This is a genomic window from Kibdelosporangium aridum (assembly GCF_900176515.1).
Classification (GTDB): domain Bacteria; phylum Actinomycetota; class Actinomycetes; order Mycobacteriales; family Pseudonocardiaceae; genus Kibdelosporangium; species Kibdelosporangium aridum.
The window spans coordinates 100,992-122,930 of record NZ_FWXV01000012.1; the positions used below are offsets into that span (position 1 = coordinate 100,992).

The window sequence follows — 21,939 nt, forward strand, 5'->3', positions numbered from 1 at the left end:
TGCCTTTCAGTCTTTCTTGTACAGCGCCTGCCAGTAGTGACTCCACGGCGCAGCCCACTCGTCGGCCACACAACGCCACTCGTCGTCCGGCTGATATGCCGAGATGAAAGTGGGCACAGCCGCCCGGACGGCCGCACTGTCGTGAATGTCGAGCACCTGCCGCAACAAACCCGTCTCCAGCGCGCTCACCACCGTCTCAGAGCGCTCGGAACTTCCGTCGAGGCTGCCGTCCAGGTACTTCCCGACGGGATTCTTGGTGTAGAAAGCCGTGCACGTCTGGTCGATCTGCGCCTGGTAGCCGCGTACCGTCTCCGGGTCCATCTCGGCGAACGAGTCGATGTTGACGCACAGGTCGAACCGCCGCGAGCTCAGCGCGATGTCCACCTCGTCGACGGTCACCCAGCTGATCTTGGCGAACTGCTCGTCGTCCAGCACTGTCCGCAGGTACTTCCGGCTCAACTCCATCGTCGTCTTCAGGTCGATGATGCAGTAGCCGGCCACGTCATTATTCGACAGCAGCGTGTGGCACGTCCGGCCGTAACCCGCCCCGATCTCCAGGACGTTGGCGCCGCGCAGGTCGAGGTTCCGCTCGATGAACCCCAGTTCAATCGTCGCCTGCAGGTAGTCGAGGCAGACGCTCTGGCCTTCCCACTTCACCGCGAAAGGATTGCCCACTTCGCGGTTGGGCGTGCGGGACAGCCTCGCCCAGTCGTCCGGTCCCAGCCGCGCCGCCAGGTTGTAGATCAACGACTTCAGGTAGCGGACTCCGTTCGTCGCCGGGTCCCACAGCGAGACCTTGTGGTTGCGGCGGTCGGATTTGAAGTTCGCCAGATCGATGGCCGCGTCGTCGGTGACCCAGAACTGGTTGATCAGTTCCCATTGCCGGCTCGCCTGATATTTCTGTGCCATCGCAATTCTTCTTTCGCCAGAGAAGTGGGTGCGTTCAACTGCGCACACGGGCCAGTCGAACGCCGGATTACGACGCCGTCAGGAAATCACTATATCGTTTTCCGGCGGCTCACCATAACGGACAAGAACACGCGAAATCGGTGCGTTGACACCGAAAGTCCGCCTGCGGCATAGTAAGAGGCCATACGTATTGAGGGGGTTGCGTCAAGGCCTCGGTTCGTGTAATCGACCATCTCACGGGAAGCACACGAATTGCCATGAAATTCTTGTTCATCGGCGTCGGTAGCGAGGCGAGCGTCTTTGCCGTCGCGCCACTCGCGACGGCCGTTCGAAACGCGGGTCACGAAGTCCTGCTCGCGGTCAACGAGCCGCAGATCGCGGCCGCGGAAGGGGCCGGGTTGCCTGCCGTCGCCTTCGAGACCGAGTCGATCGGGCACTTCATCATGGCCGGTCGCGCTGGCAACGGTCCCGGTGGCCCACCGCAGGGGCGGCCCGGCGGCGGTCCTCCCGGTCGCGGCGGGCCTGGTCGTGGTGGCCCCGGCGGTGGTCCGCGGAGCATGCAGGGTGTCGGCCGGGGCTTCGCCAGGATGGCCCTCGCCGGAATGGATCCGTTGCTGGAGTTGACGAAGGACTGGCGGCCCGATGTGGTCGTCGGCGGCTTGGTCACCTACGCCGCCGGTTTGCTCGCCACGCGGCTCGGAGTCCCTTACGTGCGGCAGAGTTCGGACATCGTGCCGACCACGGACCATGACATCGGCGCGACCGAGGAACTCCGGCCCGAACTGGAACGCCTTGGCCTGACAGGACTTCCGCAAGCCGCGATGACCATCGACGTCTGCCCGCCGTCGCTGCGGCCGTCCGCGCTGCCGGCGAACACGCAGCCGATGCGCTGGATCCCGGGCAACCGTCAACGCCGCCTTGAGCCATGGATGTACACGCGGCCCAAGGACCGCCGCCGCGTGCTGATCACCGGCGGAACCCGCACGCTCATGCTGAAGACCCCGGGCAGCTCCATGCGCAACCTGGTGGATCAACTGGCCGACGCGGGAGCCGAAGTGCTGATCGCCGCGCCTGAGGCCGCAGCCAAGGAGTTCGGCGCGGAACTGGGTGACGTCCGCATCGGCTGGATCCCGTTGGACGTGGTCGCCCCCACTTGCGATGTGGCGGTGAACCACGGCGGTGGTGCCACGGTCATGACGCTGATGGCCGCGGGCGTACCGCAGCTGATCATGCCCGAATCGGCCCGTGCCAACACAGTCGCTCAGGCTCTGGCAGATTTCGGTGCCGCTCCTTCGGTTGAGCCGCCGCGGGAAGGGTCCGATCAGAACGCGGTCGACGTGGTCGCGGCCGGCAGCCGGGAGATCCTCGCCAACCCGGGGTACGCCCAGCAGGCACAGGCTCTCGCCAAGGAAATCGCCGCGCTTCCGGCGCCGGCCGAGATCGCGCGGATGATGGAAACGCTTTAATCAGTAACAACAACAACAACAACGATCGCCTTTGCCAGGCGATCGTCGTTGTTGTTTCTGGATCAGCGTGTCGCGGGCACGGCACCGGCGCGGTGGTCGGCGACCAGGTTCTCGATCGTGTGCACCAGCTCGTTGGGGCTCGGCATGCTCATCACTTCCTGGCCAAGCCGTTCAGCGTTCTTCCGGTAGGAGTCGTCCCGCAGCAGCTTCACCAGCCCGGCCCGGACTCCGGCCGCGTCCGCGTCCTCCGGCTTGAGCCACACACCGATTCCGCTCTTGTCGATGTACTTGAACTTCAGCGGCGCGTCCAACGCCTGGCTGATCATCATCTGCGGAACGCCGTACCGCATCGCGGTGCCGAAGGACCCGGCCCCGCCGTGGTGCAGGACTGCCGAGCAGGTCGGCATGATCGCCGAGAGCGGCACGAACTCCTCGAGCCGGGTGTTGTCCGGCACCCGCTGCAACTGCGCCTGGAAGTCCTTCGGCAAGGTGACGACCAGCTCCATCTCCAAGTCGGCCACCGCGTCGAGAATCGCCTGCATCTGCTCGACCCCGAACACGAACAGCTCCGGCCAGTCGTTGGCCGAGACACCGAAGGTCATCAGCACCCGTGGCGCCTTCGGTTTTTCCTCGATCCAGCGCGGTACGACAGCTTTCCCGTTGTGCGGGACGAACTGCATGGGCAGCGAGGTGAGCCGGTGCTCGAGCCGGAACGGTTCCGGCAACGGGTCGATCGTGAAGTGCCCGTTGATCAGATCCTCGGAGAACTCGACGCCGTGCCGCTCGGCGTGGCCCGACACCCAGTCTTTCAACCCGTCGGTGCGGTCCGCCTCCGGCTGCTGCGCCATGCGGTACAGGTAGTCCTCACGCATCCGGGTGTAGACGTCGACCGAGTACAGCAGGCGGGCGTGCACCGCGCCCACCGCGGTCGCGGCTATCGCGCCCGCGTAGGTGACTGCGTTCCACAGCACCAGATCCGGCTTCCACTCCCGGCACACGTCAACCAGGTCGTCCATCATCGCGTCGTTGAACAGCCGGGCACGCGGAACGACCAGGGTGTCGTAGATCCGCTTGACCTGTTGCCAGCTCAACGGTTCGCGATCAGGGCTGATGTCGAACAACGGCGCGGGCTCGCCCAACGGGGGCGCGTCCTCGATGGGCGGGAGCGTTCCCTCACGCCAGGCTCGCCGAATGCGCTCCGGCAAAGCCTCGCCCGAACCGACGCTCACCGCCGTCAGCCCAGTTCCGGTGATGACATCGAGCAAATCCGGTTCGCTGGCCACGCGCACCTCGTGCCCGGCCGTACGCAGCGACCACGCCAGCGGAACCATATTGAACAAGTGCGTCTTCCAAGGGAACGTGACGATGAGGACCCGCACGCCAAACCTCCCGGGGCTCGGTTAAGGTGAATTCGCAGGCGACGACTCGACCTTTCCTGGTTTATCTTCGCCGCGCAACTCCCGCCCGTGTTCTTTACGGTTGCCAGTCCGCAGTCGAACATTTGCCGGGAATGATCAGCGGCCCATAGCATCACCGCGGCGACACCTCACCCACCTCACGAGAATGGTCAGATAAAATGCTTCGACCACGGCTGGGCTGCGGATATCCCGGTGATCGATCGTGACCAGGGCAATGCTGAGACCACGGTCCGGTGCCATCGCCGTCGAAGAACGGCTTGCCCGATCAGCGGCAGCGACCGAAGGCGCCGATATCAAGACGTCCGAAATGCTCGACTGGCTGACCGAACGCCGGAAGGTGTGCACGGCCCAGATCCGGCAGGTCCCGTTCACGGAACTGCACGGCTGGTCGTTCAGCCCGGACACCGGCAATCTGAGTCACCGCAGCGGACGGTTCTTCTCGGTCGAGGGCCTGCACGTCGTCCGGCCGTCCATCGAATGGCAGCAGCCGATCATCGTGCAACAGGACATCGCCATTCTCGGCATCCTTGCCAAGGAGTTCGACGGGGTGCTGCATTTCCTGTTGCAGGCCAAGATGGAGCCGGGGAATCCGAACCTGGTGCAGCTGTCCCCCACCGTGCAGGCCACCCACAGCAACTACACGAAGGTGCACGGCGGAACCGGCGTGAAGTACCTCGAGTATTTCCTCGACCGGGATCGCGACCAGGTGCTCACCGACGTCCTGCAGTCCGAGCACGGCGCGTGGTTCTACCACAAGCGCAACCGCAACATGATCGTCGAAGTGCACGGTGACGTGCCGCAGGACGAGGACTTCCGCTGGTTCACCCTCGGGCAGCTCGGCGAATTGCTGCGGCACGACAACGTGGTGAACATGGACGCCCGCACTGTGCTGGCCAGCGCGCCGATGACGCACCCCGAACGCACGGCGCTGTCGTCCGACAACGACCTGCTGTCCTGGTTCACCGATCAACGGGCGGGCCAAGACATCCAGGCCCGCTGCATACCGCTGAACCAGACGCAGGGCTGGCGCCGCGGGACGCACTCGGTGCACCGCCCCGATGACAAGTTCTTCCGGGTGGTCGGGGTTTCCATCGAGGCGGCCAGCAACCGCGAGGTGCCCAGCTGGACCCAGCCGCTGCTCGAACCGGTCGCTCCGGGGATCGTCGGGTTCGCGTACCGCACTTTCGACGGTGTGCCGCACGTGCTCGTGCACGCCCGCGTCGAAGGCGGCTTCCTCGACACGGCCGAGCTGGGCCCGACTGTCCAATATGTACCGGCGAACTACATGCATCTGCCCGCGGAGCAGCGCCCGCCGTTCCTCGGTCTGATGTTGAACGCCGCTCCGGAGCGAATCCGTTACGAGGCAGTGCATTCGGAGGAGGGCGGCCGGTTCCTGTACGCCGAGAGCCGCTACATGATCGTCGAGACCGACGAGTCGACGACCCCCACCGAGGCCCCAGCCGGATACCACTGGGTCACCCCTGGCCAGCTGAGCTGGCTGGCCGGGCACAGCCGGTACGTCAACGTGCAGGCCAGGACCTTGCTCGCAGCGCTCAACTACGCGGGCATCTGACCATTCCGGCGCGTTCAACTGCGCCGAATCCGCGATTGAATTTCTTGACATCGATACCGTTCAATGCTCATTCCCCGCCACATTGACCATTCCCTACCGGCCTGGGTATGAATCCAGCACATTCGTCCGAGTGGAGGTCAGTGTGACGGGGAAACGAGTATTCATGGCCGCGGTTGTCGCGGTGCTGGCCGGGGGCGCTGTCGTCGCGCCACCGGCCGCAGCCACCGGTTTACGCATTCACGACATCCAAAAACCGGCGCACTTGTCGCCGCTGAACGGCCAATCGGTCACCGACGTGCCGGGCGTTGTGACGGCACTGACGTCCACCGGCTTCTGGTTCGAGGACCCGCAGCGGGACAACAACCCGGCGACGTCCGAGGGCCTGTTCGTCCGCACCGGGACCCAGCCGACGGTCGCCACGGGCGACGCGGTCACGGTGACCGGCGCGGTGCAGGAGTTCCGCCCCAACAACATCGAGGCGAACCTCACCACCACGCAGATCGTCAACCCGGCCATCCGGGTCGTCTCCAGCGGAAACCCGTTGCCTGTCACCGTGATCGGCCATGACCGCCGTCCGCCGAAGTCGGTCATCAAGGAGGGCACCAACGGCGACGTCGAGACGTCCGGGACCTTCGACCCGGCCAAGAACGGTCTCGACTTCTGGGAGTCGCTCGAGGGCATGCGCCTGCGGCTGGACGACCCCGTGGCCGTCGGCCCGACCAGTCCCTTCGGCGAGATCCCGGTACTGGCCCGCGACGGCGCGGGCGCGGGCGAACGGACCCGGCGTGGCGGAATCGTCGTCCGCCCAACGGATCTCAACCCCGAGCGGATCATGCTCGACCCCACGATCGCGGCGACGCCCAAGGTGAACGTCGGCGATCACTTCGCCGGCCCGGTGATCGGCGTGCTCGACTACAACTTCAACAACTTCAAGCTGGTCGTCACCGCGTCGCCGGTGCGCGTGGCGGACGGCCCGGCAAAGGAGATCACGCGGGCGTCGAGGCGCGACGAGCTGGCGATCGCCACGCTCAATTCGGAGAACCTGTCCGCGACCAACCCGCAGGCCGACTTCGACAAGCTGGCCGCGGTCATCGTGCACAACCTCAGGTCACCTGACCTGATCAACGTGGAAGAGTTGCAGGACAACAGCGGTGGCGCCGACGACGGTACGGTCGCCGACGACCAGACCGTTGCCCGGCTCACGGCCGCCATCAGTGCCGCCGGTGGTCCGGCGTACCAGTGGCGCGCGGTTTTCCCGCAGGACAAGGCCGACGGTGCTTGGGCCGAAGGCAACATCCGGGTCGGCTTCCTGTTCCGGACGGACCGCGGGCTGAACTTCGTCGACCGGCCGGGCGCCGATGCCACGACACCCACCGCGGTGACGAACGTCGGCGGCAAGCCGCAGCTGACGCTGAGCCCTGGCCGGATCGACCCGAACAACCCGGCCTTCATCAACAACCGCAAGCCGTTGGTCGGCGAGTTCACCTGGTGCGGCAAGCGGGTTTTCGTCATCGCCAACCACTGGATCTCCAAAGGCGGCGTGGCGAGCCGGTACCCGGCCGAAGGCGCGAGCCTGGCGTCCGCATGGGACGTTGACCAGCCGCTGTTCGGCCGCTACCAGCCACCCGCGCTGATCACCGAGAACCAGCGCGTGGCACAGGCGACGATCGTGGCCGACTTCGTCCGGCAGATCCAAGCCATCGACCCGGACGCGTACGTGGTGGTCGCCGGTGACCTCAACGACTTCCCGTGGTCGCCGCCGTTGCAGGCACTCACCTCACGCACCGGGATGAAAGACCTGCCCGCACACCTGCCGCTGCCCGAGCGCTACACGTACGTGCTCGACGGCAACTCACAGGTGCTCGACCACATCCTGCTGTCGGGCAGCATGTTCGCCCGCCCGCACGACTTCGACGTGGTGCACGTGAACTCCGAATTCGTTGAGCAGACAAGCGATCACGACCCGACTCTGGTCCGCGTCGACATGCACTGAACGCGCGAACGTCCCTCCCCCGGCAGTTCGGGGGAGGGACGTTCGCGCGTCGGCCTCAGGCCTCCGTGGCGAGCTTCCACAGGTAGCCGTCCGGGTCGCTGAACCAGGCGTCGTACCCGCCCCACTCGACCGCCTGCGCCGCCTTGACCACCTTGGCGCCCGCGGCTTCCGCGGTGCGCAGCGTCTCGTCGACCTCTTCGCGGGTGTCGGTTATGTAGTGGAACGAAACGCCGCGGAACCCGGATCCCTCCGGGGAGACACCCGCGTCCTGTGCGGCCGCTTCCCATTCGTAGAGCGCGATGTCCGAGGAACCGCCGCCAAGGCTGGCCCGGGCGAATCCGGGGAAGTCCTGCACGATCGTGGCTCCCATGCCTTCGACGTAGAACTTCTTGGCACGGTCGACGTCCTTCACGCCGAGCATGATGACGGTTGCCTGCAATGACACTGGTTATCTCCCTCGTGTTCTCGACGTGCAACTGCGGGAAATCAGCGTTACCGATACTTGCCAAGCATTTTCCCTCGCGCGGCCGGAGCCTAGCACCGAGCAACCGGACGCGCGTGTTCAACCGGATCCCCCATTCGGGGATAGGCCAAAGGGCCGTTCTCGAATTGCGCGGCAGCCAATTGGAGGGCATTTCCAGGCCAAAGGGTGTCAACGCAGGTCTACCCGGTCTCGACTGCGGCTGGAGTCGCCCCGGCCAGGCTCTGTCGGGTCTGTCAGCGGAGAGGAGCGCACCTAGATGACCCACCAGACCAGCCGGGCCGTCTTGATCACCGGCGACTTCGGCGGTTCAGCGGCGAAAGACACCGCCAGGTTCGACAAACTGCCCGTCCGGCACGTGCCTGTCGCCGCGTTATCCCCCGGCTTACACCTGCGGCAGGCCGGAACCAATGCCACGCACGTCCAGCTGTTGATCGAGGCGGCCAGTTCCACGGAGTTGCCGCCGATCCTTGTCCAGCAAGAGGGTTGCCGGGTCATCGACGGTCTGCACCGCCTCGAAGCCGCGCGACAGCGGGGTGATCAGACCATCCCGGCGCGGTTCGTGGACTGTTCCGACTCCGAAGCACTCGTCATCGCCATGGAAGCCAACACCTCCCATGGCCTGCCACTGACCAAGAACGACCGGCTGGCCGGTGCGACCCGCGTGTTGACCGACCACCCCGACTGGTCCGACCGCGCCATCGCCAGCATCACCGGGCTGTCGGCGAAAACCATTGCCTCGCTTCGTACTCGCGTCGCCACGCCCGACAACAGCAAACGTCTTGGGCGTGACGGACGCCGCCGCCCCGTCACCGCCTGCGAAGGACGACGACGCGCCGCCGAATACATCAAAAACAACCCCAACGCACCCTTACGCCAAGTCGCCAGAGAAACCGACGTCTCACTCGGCACCGTCCACGACGTCTGCAACCGCCTGCGCCGCGGCATCAGCCCCGAACGCAACGGAAACCGCACCGCACAGCCAAACAAGGCCACCCGAACCCCGGAAGCCACGCCACAACCGGCCGCCATCACCAGCGTGCCGTTGCGGCGCAAGAATCATGTCGACACGCCGGTTACGTGGGCCGACGTAGCGACGACGATCGCCAAAGACCCGACCATCCGCTACACCACCGGCGGCAAAGAATTCCTGCAGTGGATGGCGCACCACGCCGGCAACCCTGAGAAATGGCGGACCTTCATCACCACCCTGCCAAGCCACTGGCTGTCCACCATCGCACCCATCGCCGACAACATCTCCAAAGAATGGAGCCAATTCGCCGAACGACTCAAACAAGCAGAACACAAAACACTCGGCGCATGACCGGGGCACACCACAGGGAACACCGGGGGCACTGGGGAAAGACTTCGCTGGGGAGCACTGGGGACACTCGCTGGGACACACAGCGATCACCACGCAGTAACAACCACGCAGTAACAACGGCACAGTGACAACCGCTGGGACCGCATGGCCGCATCGGCGGAGCCGTGCGGTCACAGCCCTGGGGACACCGGCGCCGAACGCGACCCGATCACCGGACACCAACCAGCCGTACCCACAACACCCGCCGCGCCGTGCCGTCACAACCCCGACGACACCGGCGCCGAACGCGGCCCGATGACTGGACACCCACCACCCGCCGCCAAAGCAGGCGGAGGCTCCAGAACAGGCAACGCCAACAACACCGGCGGATCCACCAATCGCACCCGCCGCAACCTCATCGCCGCACTCGTCACACTGTCCGCGGTCACCGTCACCGCGTCGCGCCGGCCGATCAGCGAGGTTCGGTCCGTCCACGGGACCGGCCCGAACCCGTCGGCCACCGCAACCGCGTGCACGAACCAGGTGCCTTCGGGGACGTCCGACAGGTGATAGCAGGTGGGGCGACCGGACGGGACATCCAGGATCACGCCACCGAATGATGGGTACTGCACCACCGGCGTCGGGAAAGCGCCCACGAACACCCGGGCGTTTCCCAAGCCTTCCGGCAGGCTGACCGTCCCAGCCACCGCACCTAATCCCGTACCGGGCTTCGGTCGCTGACTGTCTACAGTGAACTCGCCACTGCGGGCCAACCGGCGGAACCGACCGGGAGAAACACCGACACTCGTGGTGAAGCCGTTGGTGAACGACCCCAAACTGTTGTACCCCACCGCGAACGATACGTCCGTCACGCTCAACGACGAGTCCACCAGCAACTGCTTGGCCTGGAATATCCGAACGGCCGCCAGAAATCGGCCTGGCGTCACCCCGACCGTGTCCCGGAACAGGCGGGCGAAGTACGAGCGGCTCAACGGCAGCGCGATGTCAGTGAGCGACAACGGCTCACTGTAGCGCTCCCACATGAGCCCGATCGCTCTCTCGACTGCACTATCCATACCCACCTCATCACGGTTAATTTCAACCACCAGGGTGACCCCTGCGTGTCGCGGTCGGCTCAAGTAGTGCTATCCCCTTGGCAATCAAGGGGTCCATCCGCGCTCGACCGAGATTATGGGATGCCCCGGCAGACTGCTACCACACCCGTGTATCCACAAAGGAGCAGGCGGAAATGGCGGACAACGGACACAGTCGAACACACGCAACGCCGCATGTGGCCATCGTCGGGGGCGGCATCGCCGGGCTGGCCGCGGCGTTCTTCCTTCGAGACAAGCCGGTTCGGGTGACGGTCATCGAGGGCTCGTCCAGGGTCGGCGGCAAGCTGGCCATGGCCGACGTGGCAGGCGTCGCCGTCGACGTGGGCGCCGATTCGACATATGCCCCGCGTGCCAAGGGAACCGGAATGATCGCGGAAGCCGGGCTGGACGACCAGCTCACGTCGGCAGGCACCATTTCCCGCGGAATCTGGTCACGCGGCGAGATGCGGCCGCTGCCCAGCCAGCACATGGGTGTGCCGTCCGATTTGGACGAACTGGCCAAGTCCGGCGTGCTGACCAGCGAGGGTGCGGCCAGGGCACTCAAGGACCTCGAACTGCCGCCTGCTGAACGCAATGGGGACATCTCGGTCGCGGAGTTCGTCGGCAGGCGGCTCGGCCAAGAAGTCGTGGACCGCCTCGTCGATCCTTGGCTGGGCGGTGTGTATTCCGGCCGTTCCGAGGAGTTGTCGTTCGAGGCCGCGTTGCCGACCTTGGCCCGCGCGACGAAGAAGCACGCGTCGCTCGCCAAGGCCGCCAGCACGCTGATGCCGCAACCGCTGCCGAACGGGAAGAAGCGTCCGCCGGGCATTTCCACTCTGCTCGGCGGAATCGGCACGTTGCCGAAGGTTCTCTCGGACGCGGCCTCAGCAAAAGGCGCGGCGCTGCGAACCAACACCACTGTGCGGGAGCTCGCGCGCACCGGGAAGGGTTGGCGGCTGACCGTGGGTTCCGCCGCCGCTCCGGAATACATCGACGCGGATGCCGTGATCGTCGCTGTTCCCGCCGGCCCAGCGGGCAAGTTGTTGTCTGGCGTGACGGGTGTCTCGCAAGCCGTGGCAGGGCTTGCCGAAATCGAGTACGCCACCATCGGGGTCATCACGTTCGCCTACCCGCGTGACGCGTTCCCTGTTTCGCTCGCCGAAGTGGGCCGTAGCGGCTACATGGTGCCAGCAGTGGACGGGCGACTGGTCCAGGAAGTCACGTTCTCCAGCGTGAAGTGGCCGCACCTGGCTGGCGAAGTGGAGATCGTGCGCTGCGCGATCGGCCGTAAGGGCGACGAGAAACAGCTGGAGCGTGACGACGCCGAGCTCGCCGCACAGGCAGCGGCCGAACTCGCCGAGGCCACTGGTGTCGCCGGTAAGCCGGTGGGAACCCAGGTGACCCGCTGGGAGAACGCGATGCCGCAGTACACCGTCGGCCACCTGGACCGAGTGGCCCGGATCCGGGCCTCGGTGGCAGACCAGCCAGGGCTCGCGATCTGCGGCGCCGCTTACGACGGCGTGGGCGTCGCCACATGTGTGGCCACCGCACAGAAGGCGGTCGACCAGGTGCTCACCTCGCTGAACGGGAAGGTGGAAGTTGTCTGAGGACAGCCCGGCACAGGTCGACTTCTGGTTCGATCCGCAGTGCCCGTGGGCGTGGAGCGCGTCACGCTGGATGCACGAGGTGGAGCGGGTGCGGCCGGTCAGCACCCGCTGGCACGTCATGAGCCTCGCCATCCTCAACGAGGGACGCGACATCCCGCCGAGATACCGGGAAGTGATCGACAAAGCCTGGGGCCCGGTGCGAGTGTGCATTGCCGCGGAACAGAAGTACGGCCCGGACGTGCTCGGCCCGCTCTACACCGAGCTGGGCATCCGATTCCACCACGAGAAAGCGCCACGGGACCGGGCGACCATCGAGGCAGCGCTGGAAGCAGCGGGCCTGGACCCCGACCTGGCCGACGCCATGGACACCACGGAATACGACGAGGCGCTGCGTGAGTCACACCGCGACGCGATGGACCGGGTCGGCTACGAAGTCGGCACGCCGGTGATCGCCGTGGCGGGAACGGCGTTGTTCGGGCCTGTGGTGACGCCGATCCCGCGTGGTGAAGCAGCAGCGAAGCTGTGGGACGGCGTGCGTCTGGTCGCCGAAACGGAAGGCTTCTACGAGCTCAAACGTACTCGAGACCGGCAACCGGTCTTCGACTGACGCCAAGGGGAAACGGCCGGGATGCTTGTCCCGGCCGTTTAGCTTTATTTGCCACGTACAAATTGCTTTGTCTGCCACACAGGAAATCCGCGTACCCCAAGCCGGGTACGCGGATTTCGTCGGCCGGTCAGGCGGCGTTGTGGTCCAGGATGCGGGACATCACGTTGGCCAGGACGGTCGCCGGATGCTCGCTGCCAGCCAGACTCCGCCACGCCACATGGTTGTCCGGGCGTACCAGGATGGCACCGTCGTCGGCGATCTCGCGGACGTTCCCCCACCTGCCATCGACATCAACCAGCTCCGCGCCGACCTGGGCGACCACGATCGGAACCGAGAACTTCTCGGCCACCTGTGCTGCCGCTTCCCGCCACGCTGCCCCGTCCGGGCCGGTGAACAGCGCGAAGCTGGTTCCTGTGCCGGTGATGTCGTGGGTCGACAAGCGCTGGCCATCTCGTTCGACCCACGCGTGCGGCAGTACGTGCCCAGGCCGGGTGGTGGGGTGGTACACGTCGCGCATGGGCGTACGGGGCGGAGGTTGGCTGCCGTCGGGGATGACAGCGCCCTGCTCGTATGCGAAGCCGATTTCCAGGTCGTGTGCCTGGGCCCCGGCGCGGTGGGTGTCGAGGATCTCCGATGTCCGTGCGCGCACGACGTCACCGATTGGCGAAGGGTCGAAGAACGCCGCGAACGCCCGTTCCCGGCGCTGCGGAGGCGTGTGCGGGCCGAGGCCGATCGCCTCGAGGATGGACTGGTGGTGGGACGCCGCGGACACCGCCCAGTCGACGTTGTGCTGGCAGACGGGCCGTCGCTCCGCCTCGTACGTGTCGAGCAGGCTGTCGTCCGCACGACCGTTGATGACCGCAGCCAGCTTCCACGCGAGGTTGTGCGCGTCCTGGATCCCGCTGTTGAGGCCAAGGCCGACGGTCGGCGGCTGGCGGTGCGCGGCGTCGCCGGCCAGCAGCACCCGGCCGACCCGGAAGCGGTCGGCGACCAACGCCTCCACCGTCCAGTTCGTCACGTGGTGCAGGGCGACCTCCAAGTCCGGCAGGCCAAGGACTTCACGGATCCGGCCGATCACCGTCGCCTCGTCCAATTCGGACGGGTCGCTCGGCGGGAGGTGCAGAACCCATTCCTCGCACCCCTTCCCCCACGTCGGCCCCATCTCGATGAGGTTGCTCGACAGGTCCGGGTGGTACGGGTTGACGAAGTGGGTCAGCAGCGTGCCTTCCTGCCACCACTTCGACAGATCCGCGCTGAAGTACGCGGTTGTGACGCGCAGCAGTGCCTTCAGGCCTTCCATCTGCACGCCCAGCGCGGCGCCGACCGTGCGGCCGCCGTCGGCAGCAATCATGTACTGCGCCTTGACCGTGGTGGTCTCGCCGGTCTCGATGTTCTGGACCTCGGCGGTGACGTGGTCGCCATGATCAGTGAACGAGGTCAGGTTGTGGCCGAACAGGATCTGCCCTGGATTGCTTTGGTCCGCACGCTTGCGCAGGATCGGCTCGAGCCGCACCTGAGGCAGCTTGACGGGCAGCAGCGGCCCGGCCGCGGCGTACGTCTCGCGCAGCGAACCGCCACCGAAAGCGTCCATTTCGTGGATCAGCTGCGCGTCCATCGGCGCGTCACCGGCGATCGTGGTCAGCCAGCGCAGCTTGCCGAACAGTTCAAGCGACGCGCCCTGCTCGATCACCGCCTCGTGCACGCCGTGCTGGCGGAAGATCTCCATTGTGCGCTGGTTGAGGTAATGCGCCTTCGGAATTATCGACGTGTCCGCGTGCCGCTCCACCAGCAGGTGGCCGACGCCGTGGTCAGACAAGAAAACGGAAGCGGCAAGACCGCATCCACCGCCGCCCACGATCAGAACCGGTACCTCGACTGCTCCCATGTCCGTCCTCAAGGTTGATCTTGTCTGGGCCACTGAAGAAATGCCGCCGAGAAGGCGATTGCTGAAATCAGCCTGGCAAAGGCCACTGCAGTCCCGGTCAAGGACGGGTGGATCCGGTACGAGACACAAAAGTGCCCAGAATCGGCGAACACCGATTCTGGGCACTCATTTTTCGCGGAAACGTCAGCCCTTCAGTTCAGCGAGGACTTTCTCGATCCGCCGCTGGCGTGTCTCGGGCTTCTTCGCGCTGTCCACCTGCTGCACGTGGTTGAACTTGTTGCTGTACGACAACTTGTCGAACGCGGCGCGGGCGGCCGGATCGGCGTTCAGCGCGGCCGCGAGGTCCTCCGGCTCGACCAGCTCGGCACGGGGCGCGTTGTTGATCTCGACGTCGACCTGGATCTTGTCGCCGATCTCGACCCCGGCGGCCTTGCGGTTGGCGTTGGACAGACCGATCAGGTAGCGGCCACCGAACACAGCGATCCTGGTCTGCCACGAATGCCCGTTGATCGTGACGGTCACCCGTGGCCGCTTGCCCTCGCCGAGCGCCTCGATCACCTTCTCCGGGACTTCCAACCCCTTCATGGGCTCAGGAGGCTCGACAGTGGACCGAAACTTCATACTCTGCTCCCGCCGTCTCGTCAGCTCGCCGCAGGCGATGATACCGGGACGAATCGCCCGCGGCCGCTTATCCGGCAGAAACCGGACCAGTGCCGCTGGCCACCCGCTTGATCACCTGCTGCATGTTCTCGGTGTCGTTGGCGTGCGGGAAGTCTTCGGCGGGCACGTCGACGCCCAGGAAGGCGCACAACGGTTCCCAGCCCTGCTTGACGTCGAACACGAGAAGCTTGTCCGGGTGGACGGTGTTCACGATCTCCTGGTTGCGGTTGTGATAGACCTCGATGGCGTAGTCCTTGTCGGCGAACCGCCCGTCGAAAAGACCGTCCCACACCATCGTGTTGACCACGCGGCGCAACCTGGCAGGCGGTGAACCCGGCGGCGGGGCCTGCCCATTGGCGACGAATTGGTACAGCGTTTCGTAAGTGCTTTGGTACCAACGTTCGGCGTCGCGCACCGTCAGTACGACCTTCGTCTCGGGGAACGCCTCCACGATCTGCCGGTAGTAGATCGCGGGCGGACCGTCGACCGCGGACGTGTAGCCGTCGAACACCTCGGGCCAGTCAGGGCTCTGCCCGTCACAGACGATCTTCTCCCACTGCGCGAGCCGCTCCTGGCTGCCGACGATGTCGAACATGTGGTAACACGGCCCAAAACCCAGTCGCTCCAACGCGACCTGCAGCGACGTCGTACCCGTCCGGCCAAGGCCGGCGTTGATGAGCTTCAACAAGGCGGTGCCCTTCCCTTGATCGCGGCCGGTCAGCTCCAGTCGACCGGCACCTGCCTGGTCACGACGTTGACCCGGTTCCACAGGTTGACCAGGCCGATCTGGATGACCAGCGCGCCGAGTTCTTTTTCGGTGTAGTACTTCGCGGCCTCATCCCAGACCTCGTCCGGCACCGGATCGTCGCTGTCGCTGATCCGCGTGGCGCCCTCGGCCAACGCGAGCGCGGCCCGTTCCGCGTCGGTGAAATCCGGCACGTCCCGCCACGTGGCCACCAGGGGCAACCGCGGGTCGGTGTCCTCGAGTTCACCGGACTGCGCGGGAACACGGATATCCCTGCCGTTGACCTGGCTCACGCGCAGGCGCACGAGGTCAAGCGTCGACTTGGGCACACCGGTCTTGGCGATGACCTTGGTCAACTCGAGCAAGGGCGGCAAGGAGTCTTCCACCACCAGCGACGGGTTGTTCATCCGTGGTTTCATCGGGTCTTCCTCCCGTGGGTTGACTCAAGTCGTTGTGGTGGCGAGGTGGGACGCTTCGGCGAGGGCACGGTGCAGCCTCTCGTCGCTGGTCTGACCCGCTTCCCATTGCACGCCAAGGGCAAACGGGTGACCGTCGGCCTCAACCACCTCGATGACCCCGTCTGGCGCCCAAGCAGTGGCGGTGAGGCCCGGACCGAGCCGGTCGATCGCCTGGTGGTGATGGCATGCCGTGTCGAACTTCTCTTCCTCACCGAGGATTCCGGCGATCAGGCTGCCAGGTTTCACGTCGAGGCGGTATCTGCCGAACGTGAACACTTCGGCCTCCGGGCGGTGGCCGTCGTGCCCAATGGCCTCAGGCAGGTGCTGGTGCAGCGTGCCACCGAAGTGCACGTTGAGCAGCTGCATGCCGCGGCAGATGGCGAGGATCGGCATGCCCGTGCCAAGCGCCTGCCGCACGACCGCCAGCTCCGCGGCGTCCGCCGCCGGACTGACTCCGCGGGTGCTGCGGTGCGCAGTTTCGCCGTACAGCGCCGGATCCACGTCCGGACCGCCGGGGATCAGCAAGCCGTCGAGCCTGCCGACGAGGCGCTCGATGCCGGGCAGCAACGGAAGCAGCACGGGAGTACAGCCCGCCGACGCGAGCATGTCCACATGCGACTGCAGAGCGAGGCTGACGGTCAAGCCCGCGCCCTGTAAGGTGACCGGCGCCGTCCGAGCGCAGATCCCGATCACCGGGCCAGGTGAGCTCATCGTGATCACACCGACGGTGTGAAGGTCGGATCCCTCTGGTACTCGGAGATCCGCGCGTTGACCGCGTCGATCAGCGCGCGCGGCGTTGCCGAGTCGGTCATCGTCTCGTCGTCCAGCTTGATCCCGAACTCCCGCTCGATCCGGCCGCCGGTCTCCAGCAACGCGATCGACTCGTAGCCCAGTTCGACGAACTCGGTGTCCAACGTGCTGACGTCCAGATCGATGCCCTCGTCCGCGCCAGCGGCCTCATGCAGGATGCGCCTGAGGTCCTTGACCGTGAATTCCATTGCGGCTGCTCCCCTTTCTCCTTTTAGTTCCAGTCGACGGATCGCACGACGACGGCGGAGTTGAAGCCGCCGTGGCCACGCGCCAGGACGACGGCCGCGTTCAGGGGCGTGTGCCGCGGTCCTTGAACCACCAGGTCGATGTCGTAGTCGGGCGACAGGGCCACATTCGTCGTCGGTGGGATCACGCCCGCTCGGATGGCCAGCAACGCGGTGGCGACGTCCAGCGCGGCGGCGCCGGAGGCGAGCCGGCCGGTCATCGTTTTCGGCGCGGTGACCGGGACTCCGCGCGGCCCGAAGACCTCGCTGATCGCCTTCGCCTCGACCTCGTCAAGCTCCGGAATGGCCGCGGCGTCGGCGAAAACGACGTCGATGTCCTCCGGGAGCATGCCGGCGTTGTCCAGCGCGATCTCGATTGCCTTGCGCAGCGTGGGCTCCCGCCCGCTTGCGGGCCTCGGGTCGAATGTGGCGCCGTAGCCACAGATCTCGCCGTAGACCCGGGTCACGCCCCGTCGGCGCGCGGCGTCGGCGTTCTCGATGATCAGCAAGGCGCCACCCTCACCTGGCACATGCCCGGCCGCGTCGGTGTCGAACGGAAGATAAGCCCGTTCCGGCTCTTCGCTGACGCTCAAACTGCCGCTGGCGAGGTGGGCGACCCAACCCCACGAGCAGATCGACGCGTCGACGCCACCGGACACGATCAAATCAGTGCCGTTGCGGACCAGTCGGCACGCGTGCGCGAGGGCGTCCAGGCCACCTGCCTGGTCGCTGACGAGCACGCCGCTGGGACCGCGCATGCCGTGCCGGATCGAGATCTGGCCCGTGTTGACCGCGTAGAACCACGCGAACGACTGGTACGCGCTGACGTACTGGCCGCCCTTGCTCCACAGGTTCTGCAGTTCACGCTGGCCGAACTCGAAGCCACCGCAGGAACTGGACGTCACCACGCCCATCCCGAACTGGGACTCGGGCGTCGCTTCGTCCGTGCGCACGTCGGCGTCGGCGAGCGCGTCGTCCGCGCACACCAAGGCAAGCTGGGTCATCCGGTCGGTCTGCGGGATGAGCCTGCTGGGCAGGTGGTCGCTCGCGTTGAACCCGGCCACCTCGCCGGCGAGTTTCGCCGGATACCGCCGTGCGTCGAAGCGGGTGATCCGGCCGATGCCGCTTTTGCCGCCGCAGGTGGCATTCCAGTAGTCGGTCACACCGAATCCGTTGGGTGACACGACACCGAGGCCGGTCACCACGGCTTGCGAGGTCATACCGCGGTCCGATCGGGACGGGTCAGCACCATCGCGCTCTGGAAACCGCCGAAGCCGCTGCCCACGGTCAGCACCGTGTCGGTCTTCCAGTCGCGCGCGGTCAGCGGCACGTAGTCGAGGTCGCATTCGGGGTCGGCCTCGTGCAGGTTCGCCGTCGGCGGCACCACGTTGTTCTCCATGGCCAGCACCGAAGCGGCGATCTCGATCGAGCCGATCGCGCCGAGCGAATGGCCGACCATCGACTTGATCGAGCTCACCGGCGTCCGGTAAGCGTGTTCGGCCAGGCTGCGCTTGAACGCCGCGGTCTCGTGCCGGTCGTTCTGCTTGGTGCCCGAGCCGTGCGCGTTGACGTAGTCGACGTCCTGCGGGCCCATCTTCGCGCCGTCCAGCGCCGCCCGGATGGCCTCGGCCATTTCCTTGCCGTCCGGGCGCAATCCGGTCATGTGGAAGGCGTTGCACCGAGAGGCGTACCCGGCGATCTCGGCGTAGACGTGCGCACCACGGCGACGCGCCGATTCCAGCTCCTCCAACACGAACATCGCGGCGCCCTCGCCGAGCACGAAACCGTTTCGGGTGCGGTCGAAGGGCCGGGAAGCGTGCTCGGGATCGTCGTTGCGCGGCGTGGTCGCCTTGATCGCGTCGAAGCATGCCACGGTGATCGGCGAGATCGGCGCGTCGGCGGCGCCGGCGATCATCACGTCGGCTGAGTTGTCCCGGATCAGTTCGGCCGCGTAGCCGACCGAGTCCAGCCCTGACGTGCACCCGGTGGAGACCACCGTCGCCGGGCCCTCGGCGCCGACCGACCAGGCGACCTCCGCGGCGAACGAACTCGGCACGAAGTAGTTGTACAGATGGGGAACGGCGTACTCGTGGTCGACGAGATCCAGCCTGCCGCCGTCGCTGACCACTCGGTACTCCTGGTCGAGCCCCATGGTCGCACCCACCGCGCTGCCGACGGTCACGCCGGTCCGATGTGGAGCGACGCCGCTCAGGTCCAGGCCGCTGTCGGCCATCGCCTCCGCGGCTGTGACGACGGCGAATTGCGCCGCCCGGTCCATCCGCCGGATTTCCTGTGGCCCGAGACCGTGCTCGTAAGGATCGAAATCGGCCTCCGCAGCCACCCGTGACCGGAACGCCGACGGGTCGAAGAACGTGATTCCGCGCGTCGAGGTCCGGCCTTCGCTGAGCAAGCTCCAGAAGCTCTTGGCTCCGATTCCTCCTGGCGCGATCACCCCGATTCCGGTGATGACCACCCGTCGCTCGTTCATGCGGACTCCCAACTGTAGAACCGCTTCGCCATCGCGTCGGCAGGCGATCGCCACGTCGCGGGGTCGTACGGTTGGATGAACGGCTTGAGGTCCTCGCTTATCCGAATGAAGCGCGGATCCGTCTTCGCCTCCTCGATGAGCTCGCCGCCGTTGTCGTCGTCGAAGTCCTGAACGTGGAAGTACAAGCCACGGAACGAGAACAGCTGACGCCGCCGCGTGCCCATGCGGTGTGGCATGTCGGTCTCGTCGAAAGCGCCGAAGAGCTGCGCGACATCAGCACTCGAATGAGGGTCCATCCGGGCCACGATCAGATTACTGTGCATTTCAACCCGCCGCCTCGATAACGTATTGATGCTAGGGGTTCAGCACCCACGCTGAATTGTGCCTCGTAAAGCCGATGTGCGGATAGTAATCTGTCGCGGCCGGTGCCGAAAGGAGCACGATCTTGGCCTGCGGCGCCTCTTTCCTGGTCGCGTCGATGAGTGCTCGACCAATACCCGAGCGCTGGTGCTCAAGGCTGACGGCGATGTCGGAGAGGTATGTCACGTAAGAGAAGTCCGAGATACTGCGGGCAATACCGACCAGCTTGCCGTCGATACGGCACGTAACGACCAGATTGGCGTTCCTGACCATCTCCGCCATGCGCTCGGTATCCGCTATCGGCCGCCGTTCACCCAGCCCCGACGACCGGTAGACCTCCAGGACTTCACGCATGTCCATATCGATGCCGTTCTCACGCCTGATGTCCCTTGTCACGGAGTGTTTCCAATCGTTTGAGGATCACGTCGTGCCGAACCAGAAAACGCTCTGGCCGCAGTGGGCCGATATCAATTCCCTCGGCCCGCAGCAGCGTACCGAAATCATCGCCGCCGGAGACAGCGCTATTCGCGGCGGCCTGAACGGCTCGGTATGCGTGTTCTCGTTCGGTGCCGTTCTCCAATAGATCGGCCAGCACGGCGGAGCTGTACGCCAGGCCATTCGTCTGGTCGATCGCGGCGCGCATCCGGTCCGGGAACACATCGAGCCCCGCTACCAGGTCTGCCGCTGCTGTCGCCTGATAGTGCGCGACGATCAGCGCGTCCACCATGGCGACTCGCTCGACCGACGAGTGGGACAGGTCCCGCTCGTGCCACAGCGCGACGTTCTCCACCATCGTTCCGGCATATCCGCGCAACAGCCGAGCGAGCCCGACCAAGCGCTCGCTGGTCGTCGGGTTCCGCTTGTGCGGCATGGCACTCGAGCCCTGGTAGGCGACTGTCCGTGGCTCTTCGACCTCACGGACTTCGCTGCGGGACAGCAGCCGCACCTCGATGGCGATCTGCTCGACGCAGGCGCCGAGTGTCGCCACCGCTTGCACCAGTTGGGCATGCCGGTCGCGAGCCACAACCTGGCTCGGTGCCTGCTCGGCACCAATGCCGAGCTCCGCGCACACGTACTCCTCGACGAAGGGATCGATCAGCGCGTACGTGCCGACAGATCCCGAGATCGTGCCCACCGCGACTTCCTCGCGTGCGGCTGCCAAACGCTTGACGCAGCGGTCGATCGCGAAGGCGAACCCGGCGAGTTTGTGGCCGAACGTCGTCGGTTCCGCGTGCATGCCGTGGGTGCGTCCGATGCAGACCGTGGCCCAGTGCTCGACTGCCTTGTCCGCCAGCACGTTTCGAAGCCTTGTCACCACACCGATCAAAAGGTCGCACGCGCGCGCGAGGGTGTAGCCCAAGGCCGTGTCGACGAGGTCGTAGCTCGTCATGCCGAGGTGTACCCAGCGCGCCGAGTCCTCCGGGATGTCCTCACAGAACGCCGCGAGGAAGGAAAGGATCTCGTGGTCGCGTTCGCGTTCGATCTCAGCGACCCGTGCCGCTGACGGCACCGCGGCCCGCCGGATGTCCGCCAACGCGTCGTCGGGAACCCGGCCGAGCAGCGCCTGTGCTTGTGACGCAAGGACTTCCACCTTGGTCCATGTCGCATATCTGGCCTGATCAGACCAGAGCTCGGCCATCTCGGGCAGCGAGTAACGGGATATCATGACCGTGGTCCCTCCGAAGTCAACCGCCAGCGGAAGATTAATTCGCCGGACGGGGTGTACAGCAGCTTTGCGCAGCCGCCAGGGCCAATTTCTCCGAAAGTGCTCCCGTTCGACTGAGAGATCTCGCCAGTTGAACGCCATCAGACCCGGCCAGTAGCCGGATTTCTTCTCCCAGATTGCCCCAGCCCGGCC

20 protein-coding genes and 1 pseudogene are annotated in these 21,939 nt (G+C 65.9%); 6 read left to right on the forward strand and 15 right to left on the reverse strand.

Features of this window, described 5'->3' with window-relative positions; genetic code table 11:
• Positions 1–6 precede the first annotated feature (6 nt).
• Positions 7–909: a putative sugar O-methyltransferase gene (locus tag B9C43_RS45505; protein ID WP_084433575.1), complete on the reverse strand. Its 903-nt coding sequence runs from the start codon at positions 907–909 to the stop codon at positions 7–9.
• Between the two features lie 257 nt (positions 910–1,166).
• Here B9C43_RS45505 and B9C43_RS45510 point away from each other — a divergent pair, with 257 nt between their 5' ends.
• On the forward strand, positions 1,167–2,375 hold the full coding sequence (locus B9C43_RS45510; RefSeq protein ID WP_033392091.1) for a nucleotide disphospho-sugar-binding domain-containing protein: 1,209 nt from the start codon (positions 1,167–1,169) through the stop codon (positions 2,373–2,375).
• A gap of 62 nt (positions 2,376–2,437) precedes the next feature.
• Here the strand turns inward: B9C43_RS45510 and B9C43_RS45515 are convergent, their stop codons facing one another.
• Complete coding sequence (locus tag B9C43_RS45515; RefSeq protein ID WP_084433576.1) at positions 2,438–3,754, reverse strand: activator-dependent family glycosyltransferase; 1,317 nt, start codon at positions 3,752–3,754, stop codon at positions 2,438–2,440.
• Between the two features lie 253 nt (positions 3,755–4,007).
• Between B9C43_RS45515 and B9C43_RS45520 the strand changes: the two genes are divergently transcribed.
• Together B9C43_RS45520 and B9C43_RS45525 are read left to right on the forward strand one after the other, a co-directional pair.
• Positions 4,008–5,366 (forward strand): NDP-hexose 2,3-dehydratase family protein, encoded by a 1,359-nt coding sequence (locus tag B9C43_RS45520; protein ID WP_200825997.1) that lies wholly within the window; start codon positions 4,008–4,010, stop codon positions 5,364–5,366.
• Between the two features lie 163 nt (positions 5,367–5,529).
• Positions 5,530–7,359: an endonuclease/exonuclease/phosphatase family protein gene (locus B9C43_RS45525; RefSeq protein ID WP_084433578.1), complete on the forward strand. Its 1,830-nt coding sequence runs from the start codon at positions 5,530–5,532 to the stop codon at positions 7,357–7,359.
• A 55-nt stretch (positions 7,360–7,414) separates the two neighbouring features.
• Here B9C43_RS45525 and B9C43_RS45530 read toward each other — a convergent pair whose 3' ends face one another.
• The gene (locus tag B9C43_RS45530; protein ID WP_084433579.1) at positions 7,415–7,804 is read right to left on the reverse strand and encodes a VOC family protein; all 390 of its coding nucleotides are present in this window, start codon (positions 7,802–7,804) and stop codon (positions 7,415–7,417) included.
• A gap of 394 nt (positions 7,805–8,198) precedes the next feature.
• On the opposite strand from B9C43_RS45530, the gene B9C43_RS45535 reads away from it, so the two are divergent.
• Entirely contained in the window at positions 8,199–9,164 is a 966-nt protein-coding gene (locus tag B9C43_RS45535) for a ParB N-terminal domain-containing protein (RefSeq protein ID WP_200825998.1), read from the forward strand.
• Positions 9,165–9,928: 764 nt separating this feature from the next.
• On the opposite strand, the pseudogene B9C43_RS60285 reads toward B9C43_RS45535, so the two are convergent.
• Positions 9,929–10,219 (reverse strand): annotated as a pseudogene (locus B9C43_RS60285) (helix-turn-helix transcriptional regulator); the annotation flags it as partial.
• Between the two features lie 173 nt (positions 10,220–10,392).
• On the opposite strand from B9C43_RS60285, the gene hemG reads away from it, so the two are divergent.
• Entirely contained in the window at positions 10,393–11,844 is a 1,452-nt protein-coding gene (hemG, locus tag B9C43_RS45545) for a protoporphyrinogen oxidase (RefSeq protein WP_084433582.1), read from the forward strand.
• On the forward strand, positions 11,837–12,451 hold the full coding sequence (locus B9C43_RS45550; protein WP_033387966.1) for a mycothiol-dependent nitroreductase Rv2466c family protein: 615 nt from the start codon (positions 11,837–11,839) through the stop codon (positions 12,449–12,451). Before hemG ends, B9C43_RS45550 begins: the two co-directional genes overlap by 8 nt.
• Positions 12,452–12,578: 127 nt before the next feature.
• On the opposite strand, the gene B9C43_RS45555 is transcribed toward B9C43_RS45550, so the two are convergent.
• From B9C43_RS45555 to purB, 11 genes are all read right to left on the reverse strand, one after another.
• Positions 12,579–14,336: an FAD-dependent monooxygenase gene (locus B9C43_RS45555; RefSeq protein ID WP_084433583.1), complete on the reverse strand. Its 1,758-nt coding sequence runs from the start codon at positions 14,334–14,336 to the stop codon at positions 12,579–12,581.
• 183 nt (positions 14,337–14,519) lie between these two features.
• A complete protein-coding gene (locus B9C43_RS45560; protein WP_033387959.1) occupies positions 14,520–14,957 on the reverse strand; it encodes a YdeI/OmpD-associated family protein in 438 nt (145 codons plus the stop codon).
• Positions 14,958–15,024: 67 nt separating this feature from the next.
• Complete coding sequence (locus B9C43_RS45565; RefSeq protein WP_084433838.1) at positions 15,025–15,684, reverse strand: sulfotransferase family protein; 660 nt, start codon at positions 15,682–15,684, stop codon at positions 15,025–15,027.
• A gap of 29 nt (positions 15,685–15,713) precedes the next feature.
• Positions 15,714–16,160: a carboxymuconolactone decarboxylase family protein gene (locus tag B9C43_RS45570; RefSeq protein WP_033387957.1), complete on the reverse strand. Its 447-nt coding sequence runs from the start codon at positions 16,158–16,160 to the stop codon at positions 15,714–15,716.
• 24 nt (positions 16,161–16,184) lie between these two features.
• A complete protein-coding gene (locus B9C43_RS45575) occupies positions 16,185–16,910 on the reverse strand; it encodes a gamma-glutamyl-gamma-aminobutyrate hydrolase family protein (RefSeq protein ID WP_143447066.1) in 726 nt (241 codons plus the stop codon).
• A 5-nt stretch (positions 16,911–16,915) separates the two neighbouring features.
• Positions 16,916–17,197, reverse strand: coding sequence for an acyl carrier protein (locus B9C43_RS45580; protein WP_084433584.1), 282 nt, complete (start codon positions 17,195–17,197; stop codon positions 16,916–16,918).
• Between the two features lie 23 nt (positions 17,198–17,220).
• Complete coding sequence (locus B9C43_RS45585; protein ID WP_033387955.1) at positions 17,221–18,453, reverse strand: ketosynthase chain-length factor; 1,233 nt, start codon at positions 18,451–18,453, stop codon at positions 17,221–17,223.
• Positions 18,450–19,721, reverse strand: coding sequence for a beta-ketoacyl-[acyl-carrier-protein] synthase family protein (locus B9C43_RS45590; RefSeq protein ID WP_084433585.1), 1,272 nt, complete (start codon positions 19,719–19,721; stop codon positions 18,450–18,452). The genes B9C43_RS45585 and B9C43_RS45590 overlap by 4 nt, the downstream gene beginning before the upstream one ends.
• Positions 19,718–20,044 (reverse strand): TcmI family type II polyketide cyclase, encoded by a 327-nt coding sequence (locus tag B9C43_RS45595; RefSeq protein ID WP_084433586.1) that lies wholly within the window; start codon positions 20,042–20,044, stop codon positions 19,718–19,720. Before B9C43_RS45595 ends, B9C43_RS45590 begins: the two co-directional genes overlap by 4 nt.
• Before the next feature lie 31 nt (positions 20,045–20,075).
• Positions 20,076–20,477 carry a GNAT family N-acetyltransferase gene (locus B9C43_RS45600; RefSeq protein ID WP_084433587.1) on the reverse strand — a complete coding sequence of 134 codons (402 nt, stop codon included), beginning with the start codon at positions 20,475–20,477 and terminating at the stop codon, positions 20,076–20,078.
• Positions 20,455–21,747 carry an adenylosuccinate lyase gene (gene purB, locus B9C43_RS45605; protein ID WP_084433588.1) on the reverse strand — a complete coding sequence of 431 codons (1,293 nt, stop codon included), beginning with the start codon at positions 21,745–21,747 and terminating at the stop codon, positions 20,455–20,457. The genes B9C43_RS45600 and purB overlap by 23 nt, the downstream gene beginning before the upstream one ends.
• Between the last annotated feature and the right edge of the window lie 192 nt (positions 21,748–21,939).

Excerpts from the sequence above, each read along its gene's own strand:
- B9C43_RS45505 (WP_084433575.1), bottom strand. The coding sequence starts at position 909 with ATGGCACAGAAATATCAGGCGAGCCGGCAATGGGAACTGATCAACCAG.
- B9C43_RS45510 (WP_033392091.1), top strand. The coding sequence starts at position 1,167 with ATGAAATTCTTGTTCATCGGCGTCGGTAGCGAGGCGAGCGTCTTTGCC.
- B9C43_RS45520 (WP_200825997.1), top strand. The coding sequence starts at position 4,008 with ATGCTGAGACCACGGTCCGGTGCCATCGCCGTCGAAGAACGGCTTGCC.
- B9C43_RS45525 (WP_084433578.1), top strand. The coding sequence starts at position 5,530 with ATGGCCGCGGTTGTCGCGGTGCTGGCCGGGGGCGCTGTCGTCGCGCCA.
- hemG (WP_084433582.1), top strand. The coding sequence starts at position 10,393 with ATGGCGGACAACGGACACAGTCGAACACACGCAACGCCGCATGTGGCC.
- B9C43_RS45555 (WP_084433583.1), bottom strand. The coding sequence starts at position 14,336 with ATGGGAGCAGTCGAGGTACCGGTTCTGATCGTGGGCGGCGGTGGATGC.
- B9C43_RS45560 (WP_033387959.1), bottom strand. The coding sequence starts at position 14,957 with ATGAAGTTTCGGTCCACTGTCGAGCCTCCTGAGCCCATGAAGGGGTTG.
- B9C43_RS45570 (WP_033387957.1), bottom strand. The coding sequence starts at position 16,160 with ATGAAACCACGGATGAACAACCCGTCGCTGGTGGTGGAAGACTCCTTG.
- B9C43_RS45575 (WP_143447066.1), bottom strand. The coding sequence starts at position 16,910 with ATGAGCTCACCTGGCCCGGTGATCGGGATCTGCGCTCGGACGGCGCCG.
- B9C43_RS45580 (WP_084433584.1), bottom strand. The coding sequence starts at position 17,197 with ATGGAATTCACGGTCAAGGACCTCAGGCGCATCCTGCATGAGGCCGCT.
- B9C43_RS45585 (WP_033387955.1), bottom strand. The coding sequence starts at position 18,453 with ATGACCTCGCAAGCCGTGGTGACCGGCCTCGGTGTCGTGTCACCCAAC.
- B9C43_RS45590 (WP_084433585.1), bottom strand. The coding sequence starts at position 19,721 with ATGAACGAGCGACGGGTGGTCATCACCGGAATCGGGGTGATCGCGCCA.
- B9C43_RS45595 (WP_084433586.1), bottom strand. The coding sequence starts at position 20,044 with ATGCACAGTAATCTGATCGTGGCCCGGATGGACCCTCATTCGAGTGCT.
- purB (WP_084433588.1), bottom strand. The coding sequence starts at position 21,747 with ATGATATCCCGTTACTCGCTGCCCGAGATGGCCGAGCTCTGGTCTGAT.